Source organism: Bradyrhizobium sp. CCGB01, assembly GCF_024199795.1.
Classification (GTDB): Bacteria; Pseudomonadota; Alphaproteobacteria; order Rhizobiales; family Xanthobacteraceae; genus Bradyrhizobium.
Map to the genome: position 1 here is coordinate 6,140,455 of NZ_JANADK010000001.1, position 13,427 is coordinate 6,153,881.

Annotated in this window: 17 protein-coding genes, 1 tRNA gene and 1 pseudogene; 7 read left to right on the plus strand and 12 right to left on the minus strand. The window is 64.9% G+C overall.

Annotation, left to right across the window (positions count from 1 at the left end):
- Positions 1-138: 138 nt before the first annotated feature.
- Positions 139-489: a hypothetical protein gene (locus tag NLM25_RS28635; protein ID WP_254139222.1), complete on the minus strand. Its 351-nt coding sequence runs from the start codon at positions 487-489 to the stop codon at positions 139-141.
- 104 nt (positions 490-593) lie between these two features.
- A complete protein-coding gene (locus NLM25_RS28640) occupies positions 594-914 on the minus strand; it encodes a hypothetical protein (protein WP_254139223.1) in 321 nt (106 codons plus the stop codon).
- A gap of 157 nt (positions 915-1,071) precedes the next feature.
- Here NLM25_RS28640 and NLM25_RS28645 point away from each other — a divergent pair, with 157 nt between their 5' ends.
- Positions 1,072-1,236 (plus strand): hypothetical protein, encoded by a 165-nt coding sequence (locus tag NLM25_RS28645; RefSeq protein WP_254120834.1) that lies wholly within the window; start codon positions 1,072-1,074, stop codon positions 1,234-1,236.
- A 78-nt stretch (positions 1,237-1,314) separates the two neighbouring features.
- Here NLM25_RS28645 and NLM25_RS28650 read toward each other — a convergent pair whose 3' ends face one another.
- Positions 1,315-1,845, minus strand: coding sequence for a gamma carbonic anhydrase family protein (locus NLM25_RS28650; RefSeq protein WP_027560089.1), 531 nt, complete (start codon positions 1,843-1,845; stop codon positions 1,315-1,317).
- Positions 1,846-1,932: 87 nt separating this feature from the next.
- On the minus strand, positions 1,933-2,262 hold the full coding sequence (locus NLM25_RS28655) for a DUF6949 family protein (protein WP_254120836.1): 330 nt from the start codon (positions 2,260-2,262) through the stop codon (positions 1,933-1,935).
- Positions 2,263-2,485: 223 nt separating this feature from the next.
- Between NLM25_RS28655 and NLM25_RS28660 the strand changes: the two genes are divergently transcribed.
- Both NLM25_RS28660 and NLM25_RS28665 read left to right on the plus strand, forming a co-directional pair.
- Positions 2,486-3,193: a hypothetical protein gene (locus tag NLM25_RS28660; RefSeq protein WP_254139224.1), complete on the plus strand. Its 708-nt coding sequence runs from the start codon at positions 2,486-2,488 to the stop codon at positions 3,191-3,193.
- 181 nt (positions 3,194-3,374) lie between these two features.
- Positions 3,375-3,773, plus strand: coding sequence for a PaaI family thioesterase (locus NLM25_RS28665; protein WP_254139225.1), 399 nt, complete (start codon positions 3,375-3,377; stop codon positions 3,771-3,773).
- Between the two features lie 40 nt (positions 3,774-3,813).
- On the opposite strand, the gene NLM25_RS28670 is transcribed toward NLM25_RS28665, so the two are convergent.
- Both NLM25_RS28670 and cysE read right to left on the minus strand, forming a co-directional pair.
- Positions 3,814-4,032 carry a DUF3126 family protein gene (locus tag NLM25_RS28670; protein ID WP_007602550.1) on the minus strand — a complete coding sequence of 73 codons (219 nt, stop codon included), beginning with the start codon at positions 4,030-4,032 and terminating at the stop codon, positions 3,814-3,816.
- 124 nt (positions 4,033-4,156) lie between these two features.
- Positions 4,157-4,981, minus strand: a complete 825-nt coding sequence (gene cysE, locus NLM25_RS28675; RefSeq protein WP_254120849.1) for a serine O-acetyltransferase — start codon at positions 4,979-4,981, stop codon at positions 4,157-4,159.
- A 274-nt stretch (positions 4,982-5,255) separates the two neighbouring features.
- Here cysE and NLM25_RS28680 point away from each other — a divergent pair, with 274 nt between their 5' ends.
- Positions 5,256-6,626 carry a hypothetical protein gene (locus NLM25_RS28680; protein WP_254139226.1) on the plus strand — a complete coding sequence of 457 codons (1,371 nt, stop codon included), beginning with the start codon at positions 5,256-5,258 and terminating at the stop codon, positions 6,624-6,626.
- On the opposite strand, the gene NLM25_RS28685 is transcribed toward NLM25_RS28680, so the two are convergent.
- Together NLM25_RS28685 and NLM25_RS28690 are read right to left on the minus strand one after the other, a co-directional pair.
- The gene (locus tag NLM25_RS28685) at positions 6,612-7,367 is read right to left on the minus strand and encodes an alpha/beta fold hydrolase (protein ID WP_254139227.1); all 756 of its coding nucleotides are present in this window, start codon (positions 7,365-7,367) and stop codon (positions 6,612-6,614) included. The genes NLM25_RS28680 and NLM25_RS28685 overlap by 15 nt on opposite strands.
- Positions 7,368-7,403: 36 nt before the next feature.
- Positions 7,404-8,552 (minus strand): hypothetical protein, encoded by a 1,149-nt coding sequence (locus NLM25_RS28690; RefSeq protein ID WP_254139228.1) that lies wholly within the window; start codon positions 8,550-8,552, stop codon positions 7,404-7,406.
- A 319-nt stretch (positions 8,553-8,871) separates the two neighbouring features.
- Between NLM25_RS28690 and NLM25_RS28695 the strand changes: the two genes are divergently transcribed.
- Together NLM25_RS28695 and NLM25_RS28700 are read left to right on the plus strand one after the other, a co-directional pair.
- Complete coding sequence (locus tag NLM25_RS28695; RefSeq protein ID WP_008562814.1) at positions 8,872-9,117, plus strand: zinc-finger domain-containing protein; 246 nt, start codon at positions 8,872-8,874, stop codon at positions 9,115-9,117.
- 19 nt (positions 9,118-9,136) lie between these two features.
- Complete coding sequence (locus tag NLM25_RS28700) at positions 9,137-10,339, plus strand: FAD-dependent monooxygenase (RefSeq protein ID WP_254139229.1); 1,203 nt, start codon at positions 9,137-9,139, stop codon at positions 10,337-10,339.
- 21 nt (positions 10,340-10,360) lie between these two features.
- Here NLM25_RS28700 and NLM25_RS28705 read toward each other — a convergent pair whose 3' ends face one another.
- Complete coding sequence (locus tag NLM25_RS28705; protein ID WP_254139230.1) at positions 10,361-10,786, minus strand: twin-arginine translocation pathway signal; 426 nt, start codon at positions 10,784-10,786, stop codon at positions 10,361-10,363.
- A gap of 173 nt (positions 10,787-10,959) precedes the next feature.
- On the opposite strand from NLM25_RS28705, the gene NLM25_RS28710 reads away from it, so the two are divergent.
- A tRNA-Leu gene (locus NLM25_RS28710) sits at positions 10,960-11,048 on the plus strand.
- A gap of 30 nt (positions 11,049-11,078) precedes the next feature.
- Here NLM25_RS28710 and NLM25_RS28715 read toward each other — a convergent pair.
- The 3 genes and pseudogenes from NLM25_RS28715 to NLM25_RS28725 all read right to left on the minus strand — a co-directional run bounded on the left by NLM25_RS28715 (position 11,079) and on the right by NLM25_RS28725 (position 13,189).
- Positions 11,079-11,692 (minus strand): annotated as a pseudogene (locus NLM25_RS28715) (class I SAM-dependent methyltransferase).
- Positions 11,693-11,714: 22 nt separating this feature from the next.
- Positions 11,715-12,623 carry an oxidoreductase gene (locus NLM25_RS28720; RefSeq protein ID WP_254139231.1) on the minus strand — a complete coding sequence of 303 codons (909 nt, stop codon included), beginning with the start codon at positions 12,621-12,623 and terminating at the stop codon, positions 11,715-11,717.
- 5 nt (positions 12,624-12,628) lie between these two features.
- Entirely contained in the window at positions 12,629-13,189 is a 561-nt protein-coding gene (locus NLM25_RS28725) for a TetR/AcrR family transcriptional regulator (protein ID WP_254139232.1), read from the minus strand.
- Positions 13,190-13,427: the final 238 nt, after the last annotated feature.

Sequence of the window (13,427 nt, forward strand, 5' to 3'; positions counted from 1 at the left end):
GTACCGGATGGCGTGAGCCGATTTCAATGTCCGGGGCTGGCAAGGTCGTTGACGGTATACTGCGTCAACGGCCTTGTTCTTTTAGTGGTCCAGGTTTTGGCAGGTCTGGCTTGGTAGCCTGATCTGGCGTTGTGGACGTTATTCGCAGACATCCACGCGGCGGACACGCCAGCCCGACGGCGTCATGACGCGCTTCCGCGCGACATAGCATCCACCATAACCGCCATCGTCGTAGCCGGTACCATAGTAATAGGGATTGCCGTAATAGGGGTAACCGTAGCCGTAATAGCCGCCGCCTGCGAGGCCCGCTCCGATCGCGACGCCCGGCCAGAAGCCGCCGCCTCGCCAGTGGCCGCCATGACCCCAGCCGCCACCGTGGCCCCAGCCGCCTCCGCCATGTCCAAAACCGCCCCTCGCCTGGGCCGCCTGCGGTGCCGACAGCGCCACCGCCGCAACGGCCACGGCCGCCATCATCATCTTGCGTAACATCACTCGATCCTCCGCGTGGAGACGTTCCACGCTTCAAAGCAGGACCAAGCTAACGCCACCCGCGCTTTCCTGACAGCCTCACTGTCTCACTTCCGCGCGAGCCATCAGCAGCCGCGGCAGATGCTCTTCATCTTCTTGTCGAGCAACCGGTTCTCGGTGTTGACGGCGGCATCAGCCGCCTCACCTGTGCCGGTGCCGGTGGTGACTCCGGAGCCGGTGTTCGCGCCGGATGATTGGGCCGTCCCCAGGCTGTTGGTGCCGGGTGGCGGAGCCGGAGCGTTGGCGACGCCTCCGGTCGATCCGGTCGATCCGCTGGAGCCGGTTGCGCCGCCGGTCGCTTGCGCGAACGACACGGCCGGCATCGCCGCAAGACTGAGGATCACCATCAACGTCTTCATTGAAATGGTTGGAGGCGATGTGGCCATCGGAATGCTCCTTTGGCTGTCAACGGCCCCGACCAGGACCCGTTCCGGAACAAATCCCGTCACATCAGCTTGAAAGCGAGGATGAAGGCGCGATCAGCGCCAACAAGGACCCTGCCAAGCCGGCTGCGCGTTCCAAAGCCAGAAAGGCAAAATCACGATGACCGATCGCGATCCTTTTGCAGAGGGCGAACGCGCCGCGCGCGAAAACATCCCGGCCGAAGCCAACCCCTACTCGGACGGCAGCGACGAGCATGCGCTGTGGTCGGCAGGCCACGAGAAGGTCGCGGGCGCAAGCGAAGCTCGCGAATCCGAGGGAAGCTGACGCGCCGCGCGAGTTCATGGCGATCTCGCAGGCCGCCGGCTCAATGGTGCGCGGACCGGAGGCGGCCCACAGCCCTTCTCAACCGATGCGCTTCAGGCCTTTCTTGAAGCGCGGGCCGTTGGCCACGTAGAACCTGGCCGCGCTCCCCATCTTCTGCACCTGGGCATCATCGAGCGTGCGGATCACGCGCGCGGGCGAGCCGATGATCAGGGAGCGTTCGGGAAATTCCTTGCCCTCGGTGATCACCGAGCCCGCGCCGACGATGCTGTTGCGGCCGATCTTCGCGCCGTTCATCACGATCGATCCCATCCCGATCAGCGCGCCCTCCTCGATCGTGCAGCCGTGCAGGATGACGTTGTGGCCGACGGTGCAGTTCCTGCCGATGACCATGGGAAAGCCGAGATCGGTGTGACAGGTCGAGCCGTCCTGCACATTGGCGCCCTCGCCGATCTCGATCCATTCATTGTCGCCGCGCAGCACGGCGCCGAACCAGACGCTCGCGCCCGGCTTCAGGCGCACGCGGCCGATCACGGTCGCGGTCTCGGCGATGAAGTAGTTCCCATCGGCGGGAAGATCGGGTGCCTGTCCGTCGAGCTCGTAGATCGCCATGGGGTTCTCCTGTCGCGTCAACCCCAGCCATAGCGAAACGGCGGCGCGGAGGCAAAGGCCCGCCGCGCCACGCAGCCCTGCAGAGCGTCAGCCCAGGACGCCGGTCGCGCGCAGCGTCATCAGGAAGAAGGTGCCGCTCATCATGCTCCAGAAGCCGGCGATGACGGTCGCCATCATCACGAACTCGAAGCGGCGGCTTTCCAGCCGCATGCCGCGCAGGGTGTTGCGCATGATGATGAAGGGCGCCGCGAACACCAGGAACGGCACCGCCGCAAAAGTCCTCGGCGCCACGCCGTCCTGCAACAAGCCGAAGCCGGCGGGGCGCTGCGCGACCGCCTGATATCCGCTCACGAGCGCGCCCGCGAGCGCGAATCCGATGCAGATCGAGAAGAGAGAATTGAAAGCCTCAGGTGTCATCGGAACGGTCCGCCCTTACGCAACGCCGGAGCCTTCCTGTGACAAAGAGTGCCGGTTAACGCTACATTATCCTTAAGGGAAGGTTAACATCGCCAGCCGGTCCGCGCAGGGCCCTCCCTCATCCCGGCAGCCGGGACCGCTGCGCGAATTCGCCGCCACGTGGCATATTCGCGGCTGATTCGTCGGCCATCGGCCGACCTCCCGGCTCGACTTGCGCAAGCTCATGACGATGTTTTCAGCAGTCTCCCCCCGGTCCCGCAGGACCCGCGCATGGGCGCATGTCGTCCCGATCGTGCTCGGCGGCGTTGCTGCGGTGGCCGCGGTCGCGTTCGTCGCCTACCTGCTGTGGCCGACCTGGGGCTCGGGCGGCGCGAACGCTCCGGACAGGCTGCCGGTGAGCGTCGGCGGCACTCTGTTCAACGTGCCGACGTCGGCGATCCGGATGAAGATCCAGCGGCACTCCGGGCCGCAGGAGCGCATCGATCTCGACTTCCTCTATCCGTCCCTGGAGCCGCCGGGCGCGCCAAAACACGTCACCGCCGACACCGTCGAAGAGGCGATGCAGCCGATCGACCGCATCTTCCTGTCGATCGCGGCGCATCGCGATGCGCTCGCGCCCGAGCAGCGAACGGCCACGATCTATCCGCGCTATCTCGATCAGGCCGCGACCATGCCGCAGGACGGGCTGACGATGCGGACGTTCCGCAGCGATACGCCCTATGGCAGCGAGGACTTCTATTCCGCTGCAAACCCCACGCTGAGCGCGCGCTGCACGCGCGATGCGGCGACGCCCGGCATGTGCCTCTCCGAACGCCGCGTCGGCGGCGCCGACCTCACCTTCCGCTTTCCGCGCAGCTGGCTGTCGCAGTGGCGCGATGCGGCGGACGCGATGGACCGCCTGACGGCGCAGCTGCGCGGGCCAAAGGGCTGAGCGGCGCCTCTCCGCCCCGCCGCGAGAGCGGCTTGCGGGGACGGGCCGCAGCCTCCCGACAAAAACATCGAAAACAACCCCATGCACAGTAGCCAAGCGCCTGTCATGACTTCGTATTTTTCGAAGTCAATTTGACCCGTCGGGCAAAACAGGGGTATGGTGTCATGATGGGGCGATCGACTTGAACGATGCGGCAACACATCTCCCACCCGGTGCCCAATTGCTGGGGCGCGAGTGGCTGGGCTTCGACGAGACGGGCCAGATCGCTCTGATCCGCTTCCAGGCTCAGGTCGCCTTCACCAACAGGCACGGGACTGTCCAGGGTGGCTTCCTGGCGGCGATGCTGGACTCCGCGACCGGGATTTGCGCGCTCGCAAAACTCTCACCTGACCTGACTGTGGTCACCAAGAGCCTCGACACAAGATTCCTCAAGCCTGCAGCGGTTGGACCCATCACGGCACGGGCGCGGGTGATGGAGCAGACGGAGCGCGACATGGTCGTGCAAGCCGAGCTCATCGATACGAAGGGCATCACTGTCGCTGATGCCACGGCGCGGCTGCGCATTCTGTCAAAGAAATAGATACAGCGTCGCGACGCGCGCGACGCCGTCGGGCGCGAGACTATTCCTGATCGACGAGATCGTCCTCGAGGATCGCCATCTGGAACTGGAACGAGCGATCATCATCCTCGTCGTCGACGAAGAGCACGCCGATGAATTCCTCGCCGATATAGACCTCGGCGGAATCATCCTTCTTCGGCCGCGGCACGACGCGGATCTTGGGATTGCCGAATACGCGCTTCAGATACGCGTCGAGCTTCCTTACTTCCTTGACGTCCACGGCAAGTCTCCAATCGAAATCTGGGTTGGCGGGGTTTTAGGACGAGACGCGACGAACCGCCAGCATGAATTGCCAAAGAATTTGGGGACGAAAAGGGCCGGAGAATCCGGCCCTTCGCGCGAGCTCAAAGCCCCATCGCGTTGATCATCTGATCCATGGTGCGCGACGGCTCGGCGCAGCCGGCTTCGCCGACGATCTTGGCGGGCACGCCGGCAACGGTGACGTTGTGCGGCACCGGCTTGACCACGACCGAGCCGGCGGCGATGCGCGCGCAATGGCCGATCTCGATGTTGCCGAGGATTTTTGCGCCGGCGCCGATCAGGACGCCGTGACGGATTTTCGGATGGCGGTCCTCGTTCTCCTTGCCGGTGCCGCCGAGCGTGACGCCGTGCAGGATCGAGACGTCGTCCTCGATCACCGCGGTCTCACCGCAGACGAAGCCGGTGGCGTGGTCGAGGAAGATGCCGCGGCCGATGCGCGCGGCGGGATTGATGTCGGTCTGGAACACCGCCGACGCGCGGCTCTGGAGATAATACGCAAAGTCCTTGCGGCCCTTCAGATAGAGCCAGTGCGCGAGGCGATGGGTCTGGATGGCGTGAAAGCCCTTGAAGTAGAGCAAGGGGTCGATGAAGCGCGAGGTCGCGGGATCGCGGTCGTAGACGGCGACGAGATCGGCGCGGAAGGCGTTGCCGAGATCGGGGGCCTCGCGCAGCGCCTCGTCATAGGTCTGGCGAACGAGATCGCCCGACAGTGCGGAATGATCGAGCCGGTCGGCGAGACGATGGATCACCGAATCTTCCAGGCGACTGTGATGCAGCACCGTCGAGTAGATGAAGGTCGCAAGCTCCGGCTCGCGATGGACGATGTCTTCCGCCTCGCCGCGGATCCGATCCCAGATCGGATCGAGCGTTGCGAGCTTTCCTCCCGGATTGACCTGATGCACTGCCATAGGATCTGCTCTTTCGAATTGGCTCGTTTTGCTGGCTCTATAACACAGTCTAGGTGACAAAGTCCCGACGGGCTTGCCTGAGAGTGAACAGTGCCTTGCCCCGCGAAAGCACGCCAACGCCTTGAAACACAACAATTTCTCAGGACGCCCCCAGGCGGCAAGGTCGCTTCAAAGTGGTCAGAGTTTCGCCAAATTCAAGCCGGTGGCGTCAAACTATTGGTGAATTCCGTCGCACCGGCTATTGCGGGCATGGTCCGGACGAGACGGAGCGGTTTTGAGCATCACCACCGAACAATTGCGCGCGCGCGCCGCGGGCTCGTTTTGGCTGCGGCTGGCGGCGGGGGCCCTGCCCCTCCTCCTGATCGCGCCGGCATTCTGGAACCGCTATCCGCTGTTGCAATGGGATACCGGCGGCTATCTGGCGCGCTGGTACGAAGGCTATCTGGTCCCGAGCCGCTCCACCGTGTTCGGCCTCTATCTGCATTACGGCGAGAATTTTGGTTTCTGGATCAACCTCGCGGTCCAGTCGCTGGCGACGCTATGGCTGTTGCAGCTCACCCTGCGCGTACTTGGCCTGATGCAGACCTTCCGCTTCGTTGCGATCAGCCTGCTGCTGATTGTGTCGACCGCGCTGCCCTGGCTCGCGAGCATGCTGCTCACCGACATCTTTGCCGGGCTCTCGATCCTGTCGCTGTTCCTGCTGATCGTTGGTGCAAGCAGAATCTCGACGCTCGAAAAGATCTCGCTGTTCGTCTTCACGGCCTTTGCCGCCGCGACCCACAGCGCCACGCTCGGCGTGCTGCTCGGGCTCTGCATCGTCGGCTGGATGGCGCGGCCATTCCTGGGGCGTCGTCTCCCGGTTGCCGGCCTGGCGCAGGCGAGCCTGACCATCGTCGCGGGCGGCCTGATGCTGGTGTCGGCGAACCATGCGCTATCAGGGAAATGGGCCTGGACGCCCGGCGGCTACGGCGTCGCGTTCGGCCGCATGATGCAGGACGGCATCGTTGCGCGCTTTCTCAACGACCACTGCCCCCGCGAGCACTACAAGCTCTGTCCCTATCGCAACGAACTGCCAGCGACCGCCGACGAGTTCCTGTGGGGCAAGAGCATGTTCAACACGCTCGGCCGCTTCGAAGGCATGAACGACGAGATGGGCATCATCGTCGTGCATTCGCTCGCCGACTATCCGGCCTGGCAGGCCGGCGCGGCGCTGCGGGCGATGGGCCAGCAATTGCTGCATGTGGCCACCGGCGAAGGCGCCAGCGTCTGGATCGGACACACCTACGGCATCATCGAGCGCTACATCCCGGCGCAAGTCGCGCACATGCGCGCGGCGCGCCAGCAGAATTGGGAGCTCAATTTCAACTACGTCAACTGGCTGCACGTCCCCGTCGCGCTGGCCTCGATGCTGGCGCTGGTCGTGCTGCTCGCGCAGGCGCTGGCGAACCGCAGGCTCGACGATCTGACGCTGCTGGCGGCGACCGTCACGCTGGCGCTGCTCGGCAACGCCTTCATCTGCGGCGTGATCTCGGGCCCGCACGACCGCTACGGCGCGCGGATGGTGTGGGTCGCGACCTTCGTGGTGCTGATGGCGCTGTTCCGGTCGTTCGGCGACGACGCGGACGAAACCTCAGCCGCGGCGTGACAGGAAGTCGAGCACGCCGGTCTTGTAGACCTTGTCGCCGACCGCGCGCATGTGGTCGCGGCCCGGGATGTCGAGCACTTCCGAGCCGGGAATGATCGCGCCGAGCGCGCTGGCGGATCCCGCAACGTCGTCGGTGCTGCCGACCGCGATCAGCACGGGCACGTCGATGCGCGCGGCCTCCTCCTTCGTCATGAGGTCGCGCGTGCCGCGCAGGCAGGCGGCGAGCGCACGGCGGTCGGAACGGGTTTGGTCTGCAAACGCACGAAACGTGCGGCCGACCGGATCGGTGACGTCATCGAGCGAGGGCGCCTCCAGCGCCTTCGCCACGTTCTCGCCGGGCCCGGTGCCCTCGATCAGGCCGCCAATGCCGATGCCCCCCAGGATCGCCGAGCGCAGGCGCTGCGGCTCGTTGAGGGAAAGCCAGGCCGTCATCCGCCCGCCCATCGAATAGCCCATGATGTCGGCCTGCGGGATCGCGAGGTGATCCATCAGCGCGAGCACGTCGCCGGCCATGGTCGGGATCGAGTACTGCGCGGGCTCGTAGAGTTTTGCGCTTTCGCCATGGCCGCGATTGTCGAGCGCGATGGCCCGGCGGCCGTTCTTGCGCAGTTCCGAGACCCAGGTCGGATAGACCCAGTTCACGTTCTTGCTCGAGGCAAAGCCGTGCACCAGGATGATCGGATCGCCCTCGCCTTCGTCGAGATAGGCAATTTCAACGGCGCCGTTGTGAAAGCTCGGCATCAGCAGTTCCGCAGTCTTGAGGGGGGAAGGTTGATCTTAAGCCGAGACGGCTTCGTTCGCCAGAGCGGCCTCGGCAGCGGCCTGGGCAGCGACCTGGGCACGGCGGAGCCGCCGCGCCCGTTTGCGATCGCACCAGGCCTGGGTCAGGCGCTCCGTCGTCGCCTTGATGGATGACAACAGGCCGAACAGCGTCAGCGCCGCGCCGAACAGCCAGAGCGCCAGATCGAACATGCCGCCAACGAGCAGCAGCGCGCCGCGGCCGAGCAGCTTCATGATCGCGCGGGTCTTGCTCCCTTGCGCTTCAGCGAGCCGCGCCGCGCGCGCGACGTCCTTCGGGCCTTCGGCGATGCGCAAGCTATCCATGGCGCCGCGCGCGCCGGTCTTTTCGGCAACGCGGGTGACGTCCTTGCCGAGGCGAACCAGCGCACCGGCCTTCTCGGCACGGAACGCAGCCTTGATCGCGCTGACGGTCTCGCCGGGGCGGAACACCGAACCCTTGGCGACCGCGTTCTGGAGCATCGGCCCATCGACCACCTCACGCGCCGACCGGCCGGCCCATGCGGCAAGCCCCTCGCCGAGCCGTCCAACCTTGCGGGCATCCTTCACCAGCGTCAGCCCGGCACGAACGGGCGCGGCACCGCCAACGGAGACGTAGGTCACGGCCGTCACCGCAAGGCCTGCGGTCGCAAGTCCCAACACCAGGCGATCGGTGTCCTCGCCCATGGCGAGATGCTTGCCCTCGCGCACGACGTCCCTGATGTCGCCGATCACGAAGAGATCGCCGGCCACCGTCCCGGACAGGCTCGCGACATCGTCGGCGTTGCCGGTGACGAGGCCGGTGGCGAACCGTTTGGCGAAATGCCCGGTGGAATTTTCTTCCTTGACCGCATCGCTCACGCGGTTGAGGAGGTCGTCGGGCAGCGCGATGTTGCGCTCACGCGCCAGCGCGACAAAGCTGTCGGCGAGATCGACATCGCCCGTGGCGAGCGCGGCCTCGATATTGTCCTGAACCAGGTGGTCGTTCTGCCGCAGCAACGCATCGAGCTTGAGCTCGGAGAGCGCCGCCGGATCGTCCTGGGCCGAGAGGATCGCGCCGGCCTCGCGGGCATGCGGCGCTACCTGCGCGAGCATGAAGCTGCAGGCCGCGATACCGGTCAACGCCGTGCTGATTCGCAGCCACTTCATGCCAAGAGCCTGGACGGTCCAAAGATCTGTCTCGAGATCATCTGCGCCTGATGGTTCGCATTTCGTCGCAATTCCGCGCGTCCACAGACATAGTATGCCAAAATTGCGACACAACGTCCCCGACGAAAGAAGGGCTTCTCTCTGGCCGCAAGATTGTGTCGAATTTGCATGAGCAAATGAGCATGGGGCAATTGCGAACCTTTCGGTTCCGCTGGACTAGCAATCATCAGCACCCACCAGTATGGTCCGCGGCGCCTCAAATATGCCGCGTCAGTTCTTGATTGTGTCTGCCGCCATTGCCACTCCAGGATGAACTACGATGTCCGACCATGTCGTCCCGCACTTCCATAACGATGCCGGTGTCCCCGTCATCGAGATCGGCTCGCAAGAGTTCATGTGCGTCGGCGCCAATCCTCCGTTCGATCATCCGCACGTGTTCCTGGACCTCGGCAACGACAACGAGATCATCTGCCCCTATTGCTCGACGCTGTACCGTTTCGCCGCAGACCTGAAGCCGGGCGAAGCCCGTCCGCCGGAATGCGTGCTGAAGGACAAGGTGGCCTGACCGTTCCCATCGGTCAGGGGTGGCGCTCTCCCGAACGATTGTCATCGCCGGTGCCGGCATCGGTGGACTGACGGCTGCGCTTGCGCTCGCCGCCCGCGGCTTCCGCATCGTCGTGCTGGAGAAGGCCGAGCGGCTCGAGGAAGTCGGCGCCGGCCTGCAACTCTCCCCCAATGCCAGCCGCGTGCTGGTCGAGCTCGGCCTCACCGATCGGCTCAAGCTGCGCGCCGTCACGCCTGAGGCGCTCTGCGTCATGAGCGCGCGGGCCGGCGGCGAACTGCTGCGCATGCCGCTCGGCGACGCCGCGTCCGCGCGGGCCGGCGCCCCCTATTGGGTGGTGCACCGCGCGGACCTGCAATCCGCGCTGGCCGGTGCGGTCTCCGACCATCCCGATATCGACCTGAAGCTGGGGGCGACCTTCGAGGACGTTGCGCCCCACGCCAAGGGCCTGACGGTGGTCCATCGCAGCGGCACGATCCGCCGCAGCGATCTCGCCAGCGCGCTGATCGGCGCCGACGGCATCTGGTCGACGGTCCGCCAGCATCTGTTTCCCGAGGTGCAGCCGCGCTTCTCCGGCCTGATCGCCTGGCGCGGCACGCTCGATGCCACGCAACTGCCGAAGGAGTTTACCGCGCGGCGGGTGCAGCTCTGGATGGGTCCGAACGCCCATCTCGTGGCTTATCCGATCGCCGGCGGGCGCCAGATCAACGTTGTCGCGGTCCTGCCCGGGACCTGGAACAGGCCCGGCTGGAGCACGCCGGGCGACCCCTTCGAGGTGATGGATGCCTTCGCGGCGCCGCGCTGGCCACCGCCGGCCAGGATGATGCTCACCGCGGTCGACAATTGGCGCAAATGGGCGCTGTTCGGCGTGCCTGACGGCTGCCCCTGGAGCCAGGGACCGGTCGGCCTGCTCGGTGACGCCGTGCACGCGATGCTGCCGTTCGCGGCCCAGGGGGCCGGCATGGCGATCGAGGATGCCGCCGTGCTCGCGCAGCATCTGAGCCCTGAGGCCGCCGAGAGCGCGGCCGGCGTCACCGCGGCGCTGAAGCAATATGGCCGCGCGCGGCAGGCGCGGGTGCGGCGGGTGCAGCGGACGGCGCGGCAGCAGGGCCGCATCTATCATCTCAATGGGCCGCTCGCGCTCGCGCGGGATGTTGCGATCCGCGCGCTCGGCCCGGAGCGCATGCTGGCGCGGCAGGACTGGATCTACGGCTGGCGCGTTTGAGACGGACGCAGCCGCGTCGACTTACCGATTGGTGCCGCCTGATTTTGGGGCGGGCTTGATGTCCGGCCGCTGCGGCGCAGAGGCCGGCGTCGGCGCACCCGGCGGCGTCTCCCGGCACCTGTTGCGGCGCCAGGCGTCTTCGGCGAGCTGCGCCCGGCCGCGTACCGCGACGTAATCGTTGCGATAAGCGAGCTCGGACACGACGGCACCGCCGGCTCCGGTCTCCGCCTTGTCCATCAGCTTCTGCAAATCGGCGGTCCGGGCGGCGAGCGACTTGCGCTCGGTCTCCAGCTGCTTGCAGTCGTACAATTCATAGGCGCCGGGATCGGCAAAGGCCGGAGCGATCGTCTCGCTCATGCCGGCGCAGCCGGACAGCACAGCGCCCGCCGCGAGCAGAGCCAGAAGCGCGGCCGAGCCGCGCGGGCGGTAGGAAAACGAAACAGCCATGCCGGATGAATAGTCCCCGTGGATTGAGAATGCCTAAAGCAACAACAGATGTCCGGATTGAGGCTTTGCCTTGCGCGGCCGGCTCGCTTAAGGAAGAACCGCCCACCCGGCCTGCAAAGCACCAATTCCAGACCGCCGGGATGGGACTTAAGTGTTTGATCTCGTTGGATCAAGCGGGCATGGCGGAATTGGTAGACGCAAGGGACTTAAAATCCCTCGGCGCGCAAGCGCTGTGCCGGTTCGACCCCGGCTGCCCGCACCATCGGAGCTGACGGTGGAGCAGCAAGTTTTTTCATGATTGGTCCCAACTGTATTCAGCGGTGCAGGCGATCGGCTGGCGACGACGGATACGGTAGACCGACGCAGGCGGGACATTGAGCGCGGTCGGCCGACCAGGCTCGCCTTCAGTCCAAGGCGGTCGAGAATCGGCCGAGGGATCGGGCAGCTCATGCCATAGGTGAATTGGTAGAAGGTGCCGCCTTCCCGCATGTGGCGGAAGGCTCCCGCCAGGATCGCCATCACCTTGCGCGGCGTCATCGAGAGCAACGGAAGGCCGCTCACAACAGCGCCGGCCGGCGCGACAAACGGTGCATACTGGCTCAGCTGGGAAGCATCCATCCAAAGCACCCGCGCGTTCGGAAAACGCTGCTGCAGCAGCCGCATGAAATCAGAGCCATATTCGATCAGCAGCAGATCCGACTCTGCGATGCCCTGACGGAGAAGCGCCTTGGTAAAGACGCCGGTGCCCGGTCCCAGCTCGATCACGGGTCCGTCGCCGGGCTTGATCTCACCGGTCATGAGGCGAGCCAGGCTTTGGCCGGAGGGCGCGATGGCGGAGACTCGCCTCGGATTGGCAATCCACGCGCGAAAAAAGCCAACGAAATCGTTGCATGTCGTAGCGGTCATATCAGGCCTCCGATTGTCGATGTCAGAACTCGAAGCGAATTCCCGACATGCGTTCGAGCTCCTCAACGAGAATGCGACCGGCCTCCGCATCGTCCGCAAGGGAGGCGGTCTTATCTTCGGCGGGATGCCCACGCAGTCGCATGAAGCCGCCGGGACCATAATAGCCACCCGGCTTCACATCCTTCGAGGTTGCGGCCATGAGCGTCGGCTCCGCCCCCATGGCAGCATTCTGAATCAGCGGATAGATGGCAAACGCCGCCAGCAGCATCAGCGCGCTGGTGTCGCCGAACAGGTTCGTTTTTGATGCACCCGGGTGGCAGATAACCGACAGCAACCGGTCCCCGGCGCGCCGTTGCAACTCCCTCGCGACCAGCACGTTTGCCAGTTTCGTTTTCGCGTAGGCTTTAATGGGCTTGTAGCCCTGCCTGGAGTCGAGGTCTGCAATGGGGACCGGACCACCCATCGCGTGGGTACCGGATGCCACCGTAACGAGACGTGGTGCAGCAGATCGAAGCAGTGCAGGAAGCAGTAAAGCCGTCAGCCGGTATGGGCCCAGGACATTCGTCGCAAACTGCATCTCGTGACCGTCTACGCTTTCCCGGCGATCAGGCAGCGCCATGACACCTGCATTGTTGACCAGCACGTCGATCGGCCCGGATAGCACCAGTTGGCTTTCTGCAAAGGCCTTCACCGACGCCGGATCCGAGAGGTCAAGTTTACCGGTCTTCAGCTTGGCGTTTGGCGCGATGGCGAGGATGCGGCGAGCCGCTTCAGCGGCCTTGGCTTCGTTGCGAGAAGCGATTGTCACTTCTGCTTCCGCGCGCGCCAGCTCCAACGCCGCATGCCAGCCGATGCCGCTGTTGGCACCGGTCACGATGATGCGCTTTCCCGCTTGCGAAGGAATATCCTTCACCGTCCACGCTTTACTCATACTCGCTACTTTCGTTTGTTGGCAGACGGTGCGAACCGCGTTGCGAGAAGCTGAACGCGCTGCTCCAGCACCGCTGGGGTGGGCTCATCGCTGAGCAGTCCATCGAGCGCGAGCAGGAAAACCTCAGCGGCGGATTCGTCACCGTCAAGAATTGCCGCAACGCATTCCGCCGCCACACCGCGATGTAGTGCTTCGATTTCGGGATCTATGCGTTCGCAGACGTCAAAGAACTCACCTGCCATCGGCGCACCGACCATGTCGGCCCAGGGCTGGATCACCATGAGCCTGCACACATCGACGAGAAGCTCGCGCGGCGGTTTGGTGCCCGCCGCCGCCTGCTTCGCCGCCGGATGTCGAGAGATGAGCCAATCAGCAAATACAGCAGTGAAGATGTCCTCCTTATCCTTGAACGTCCGATAGAGGAGCGTGCGCGAAATCGCCGCGCGCTTCGCGATGTCGTCGAGCGAAGTCTTGGAGAAGCCGAAGTTGAGGAAGCACCAGCGCGCGGCCACCAGGATCTTGTGGCGACGCGCTTCTGCTTCGTTCGGGGTGAGTTTGCTGGTCATGGGCTGCGTGCTATCCGAACATACTTTGACAAAAAATGATTTATTTGTCAACTTGTATCGGAGAAGATCGTTGGCCGGTCCATGCCAGCGCCGCTCAACGCAATCATTCGTTCACCAACCCGCCCCTGCCCGCCCGGAACCGGCGTGGCGCAGCCGGCCTTTACCCGGCTTTAGGCCGTCTTCCCCTAAAGCGAACGATGTCTGCCGCCGATCGACGCAGACCAAGAACATGCAGGGC

Coding starts and splice junctions, on each gene's coding strand:
- NLM25_RS28655 (WP_254120836.1), bottom strand. CDS start 2,262: ATGACACCTGAGGCTTTCAATTCTCTCTTCTCGATCTGCATCGGATTC.
- NLM25_RS28645 (WP_254120834.1), top strand. CDS start 1,072: ATGACCGATCGCGATCCTTTTGCAGAGGGCGAACGCGCCGCGCGCGAA.
- NLM25_RS28640 (WP_254139223.1), bottom strand. CDS start 914: ATGGCCACATCGCCTCCAACCATTTCAATGAAGACGTTGATGGTGATC.
- NLM25_RS28725 (WP_254139232.1), bottom strand. CDS start 13,189: ATGACCAGCAAACTCACCCCGAACGAAGCAGAAGCGCGTCGCCACAAG.
- NLM25_RS28660 (WP_254139224.1), top strand. CDS start 2,486: ATGACGATGTTTTCAGCAGTCTCCCCCCGGTCCCGCAGGACCCGCGCA.
- NLM25_RS28650 (WP_027560089.1), bottom strand. CDS start 1,845: ATGGCGATCTACGAGCTCGACGGACAGGCACCCGATCTTCCCGCCGAT.
- NLM25_RS28635 (WP_254139222.1), bottom strand. CDS start 489: ATGTTACGCAAGATGATGATGGCGGCCGTGGCCGTTGCGGCGGTGGCG.
- cysE (WP_254120849.1), bottom strand. CDS start 4,981: ATGGCAGTGCATCAGGTCAATCCGGGAGGAAAGCTCGCAACGCTCGAT.
- NLM25_RS28695 (WP_008562814.1), top strand. CDS start 8,872: ATGTCCGACCATGTCGTCCCGCACTTCCATAACGATGCCGGTGTCCCC.
- NLM25_RS28690 (WP_254139228.1), bottom strand. CDS start 8,552: ATGAAGTGGCTGCGAATCAGCACGGCGTTGACCGGTATCGCGGCCTGC.
- NLM25_RS28720 (WP_254139231.1), bottom strand. CDS start 12,623: ATGAGTAAAGCGTGGACGGTGAAGGATATTCCTTCGCAAGCGGGAAAG.
- NLM25_RS28685 (WP_254139227.1), bottom strand. CDS start 7,367: ATGCCGAGCTTTCACAACGGCGCCGTTGAAATTGCCTATCTCGACGAA.
- NLM25_RS28705 (WP_254139230.1), bottom strand. CDS start 10,786: ATGGCTGTTTCGTTTTCCTACCGCCCGCGCGGCTCGGCCGCGCTTCTG.